The 3,009-nt window shown below is 66.4% G+C and carries 4 protein-coding genes; all 4 read left to right on the plus strand.

Annotation, left to right across the window (positions count from 1 at the left end; genetic code table 11):
- Positions 1 to 458 (plus strand): hypothetical protein (locus BLQ03_RS18735; protein WP_217629798.1); only part of this gene is annotated, 458 nt, incomplete at its 5' end.
- A gap of 141 nt (positions 459 to 599) precedes the next feature.
- The gene (copM, locus tag BLQ03_RS17515) at positions 600 to 2,129 is read left to right on the plus strand and encodes a CopM family metallochaperone (RefSeq protein ID WP_090757571.1); all 1,530 of its coding nucleotides are present in this window, start codon (positions 600 to 602) and stop codon (positions 2,127 to 2,129) included.
- Entirely contained in the window at positions 2,113 to 2,676 is a 564-nt protein-coding gene (locus tag BLQ03_RS17520; RefSeq protein WP_342672034.1) for a c-type cytochrome, read from the plus strand. The genes copM and BLQ03_RS17520 overlap by 17 nt, the downstream gene beginning before the upstream one ends.
- 111 nt (positions 2,677 to 2,787) lie before the next feature.
- A partial coding sequence (locus BLQ03_RS17525) for a MerR family transcriptional regulator (protein WP_139166814.1) occupies positions 2,788 to 3,009 on the plus strand: 222 nt, incomplete at its 3' end.

The raw sequence follows: 3,009 nt of genomic DNA on the forward strand, positions 1-3,009 counted from the left end.
CGGTCCAGAGGAAGAGAACGAACGGTCTGATGAACAGGGGTGCGACAAAGGGCATGGGACTCCGCGGCTGCTGGAGGCAATGGCTCGCGACCGCATGGCTGATCGTGGCTTTCGCCGCCCTTACTCTGCAGGCCGGAGCCCATTCTCTGCCGGCAGGACACATGACCCATGCCGAGCCGGCCATCGCCGCGACACTGGACCAAGGCTGCGATCATTCTCATGCGGCGTCCGGCTGTGCCCGGACGATCTCCGGAGATCAGGACGGCTCCGGCGGGAACGGGCCAGGTTCCCAGGACGACTGCTGCGCCCAGTTCTGCACGATCATCGCCCTTCTGCCGGAGAGCCCACGGGCCGATCCGCCTTCCGGCGGGGAGACCCGTCTCGGCATCCTGGTGGGTCTCTTGGGGCGGACGCCCAAGGGGATCCTGCGGCCACCACGTTCATCCATCGCTGCGTGAAGGCGTTTCGGGCCCGGGAGGTCCCCGCCTTCCGGCCACTTCGGCCGACAGGCCGATAACGCCACTCGGACATCAACGATCACTCGGGAACTGCGCGTGCGCTGTGTGATGCCGCGTTTTCCCGGACATGGATGAACAGCAATGAAACGAACTGCAATCGCCCTTTCCCTTGGCCTCGCGGCCGGGCTGCCGACCGTTGCTCTGGCCCAGGCCGGACATGACACCCACCATCCTGCACAGGCGCAGGAACAGGCCGCCCCGCCTGCCGCCCCGACGATGCCGATGCCGGGTACGCCAGACCAGATGCGGTCCATGATGCAGGCCATGCCTGCCGAGTGCATGAGCGCCATGCAGCAGATGATGCAGGGCGGGATGATGCACGGTGCGGCCGATGCAGCGAAGGCTGCCGGAGCAGCATCAGCCGAGCGGAACGTTCCCGACTTCACCCGCGCCTATGTGGACTCCATGGACGCCATGCATGGGCCGATGATGGAGGGCGTCATGGCCGATGATCCCGACACGGCCTTCGTGCGGGGCATGATCCCGCATCATCGGGGCGCAATCGACATGGCGCGGATCGTCCAGCAACACGGCGATGATCCGCAGACCAAGGCCTGGGCGGCCGAGATCATCGCGGCGCAGGAGCGCGAGATCGCCGAGATGGAAGCCTGGCTGGCAGAAAAGGCCGGCCCTGCGCCCATCGACTTCGGCGAGACCGGCGGCACTGTCTGGACCGCCGACGAAGGCGGCAACGCCCTCAGCGCCATCGATCTGGGCACCGGGACAGTAACCACAGTGCCGCTGCCCGTATCGCCCCATAACGTCGATCTGACGCCGGACGGAAGATTCGTGATGGCGGTCGGCACTCCGGCTGCAGGGGATCACGAGGGAGGCGGGCATGACCAAGCCGGCGGCAGCGCCGCTGCGGGCATTCTGGTGGTCCTCGACCCGAGCGATCTCTCCAAGCCTGGTGCCACGGTGGAGGTCGGATCGCATCCCGCGCATGTCGTCGCAGACAGAAACGGCCGCGCCTATGTCGCGCTCTCCGGCGGCGACGAGATCGCCGTTGTCGATCTGGCACAGGCCAAGGTCATCGGCCGCATTGGCACGGGTGCCTTTCCGCACGGGCTGCGCCTCAGCCCGGATGGCTCCGAGCTTTACGTCGCCAATGTCGAGGACGGGTCGGTCTCGGTCATCGACACGGCCAGCCTCACCGAGGCGGCGCGCATCCCGGTGGGCGCGGCTCCGGTCCAGGTCGGCTTCACCCCGGACAGCAGCCGGGTCTATGTCTCACTGCGCGACGAGAACCGCGTTGCGGTCATCGACACCGCCACGCGCGAGGTCACGGACAGGATCGAGGTCGGTCCCAATCCGATCCAGATGATCGCAACCCCGGACGGCAGGCAGGTCTATGTCGCCAACCAGGGAACCGAGGCCGCGCCGAACGACACGGTGTCGGTGATCGACACGGCCACGGGTGAAGTCATCAAGACGCTGAAAACCGGCCTTGGCGCGCATGGCGTGTCGGCCTCGGCGGACGGCGCCTTCGTGTTCGTGACCAACATCGCGGACGACAGCGTCTCGGTCATCGACGTCGCGCGCCAGGAGGTCGTCGGATCGGTGCCGGTGGGCGATCGCCCGAACGGAATCGTCCATGGACCGTCGAACTGACCGGATTGCGGAAGCTGGCGCCGGGTATCCCGGCGCCAGTCCGATCAAGGTCACCTCACCATACCAGACCTCTCCGGCACTGCTCGCGCGGCTCTCTGTCGCGCGAGCCGATCAGAGGAAAGAGATCATGCGAACTGTTTATGTCGCGGCGATTGCCGCGGTCGCCGCAGGCGGTGCCTGGTGGCTCTGGAGCCAATCCGATGGCTCAGGACAAGTGGAAGAAGGCCGAGCCCTTGCCATCGTGACCATGCCGGCCACGCTTTCACCCGAAGCCCAGGCCGGTCAGCAGGCCTTCGCCGCCAACTGCGCATCCTGCCACGGCACCGACGCCGAGGGGCGGGCAGGGACTGCCCCACCGCTGATCCACAAGATCTATGAACCAGGCCACCACGGCGACATGGCCTTCGTCATGGCAGCACGCAACGGGGTGCGTGCCCATCACTGGCCGTTCGGAAACATGGCCCCGGTTCCGGGACTCACGGATCCAGAGCTGGCCGGCATCATCAGCTTCGTGCGCGAGGTTCAGGTTGCGAACGGCATCCGGTAAACCGCTGATCTTTGGCAACCTGGCCGTGATCGAGGGCGTGTCCCGGCTGCCTCATTGCCGCATACTTGGCCGGCGTGCACGTGGCATCCTTCAGGGGAAGGGAGGGCTGGAATGAACATCGCCGAAGCCGCGCATGCGTCAGGTCTCACCTCCAAGACGATCCGGTACTATGAGGACATCGGTCTTGTGACCCCGCAGCGCGGGCCGAACGGCTATCGCCGTTTCGGCCCCGCTGATATCCACCGGCTGCGCTTCCTGAGCCGTGCGCGACGGCTCGACTTTTCGCTGCAGGACTGCCGCGACCTCCTGATGCTGAACGAGGACACGAGCCGC

The sequence above is a fragment of the Paracoccus chinensis genome, assembly GCF_900102885.1.
GTDB lineage: Bacteria > Pseudomonadota > Alphaproteobacteria > Rhodobacterales > Rhodobacteraceae > Paracoccus > Paracoccus chinensis.

Bases quoted from the DNA above. Each gene is read 5' to 3' on its own strand.
- copM (WP_090757571.1), top strand. From the start codon at position 600: ATGAAACGAACTGCAATCGCCCTTTCCCTTGGCCTCGCGGCCGGGCTG.
- BLQ03_RS17520 (WP_342672034.1), top strand. From the start codon at position 2,113: ATGGACCGTCGAACTGACCGGATTGCGGAAGCTGGCGCCGGGTATCCC.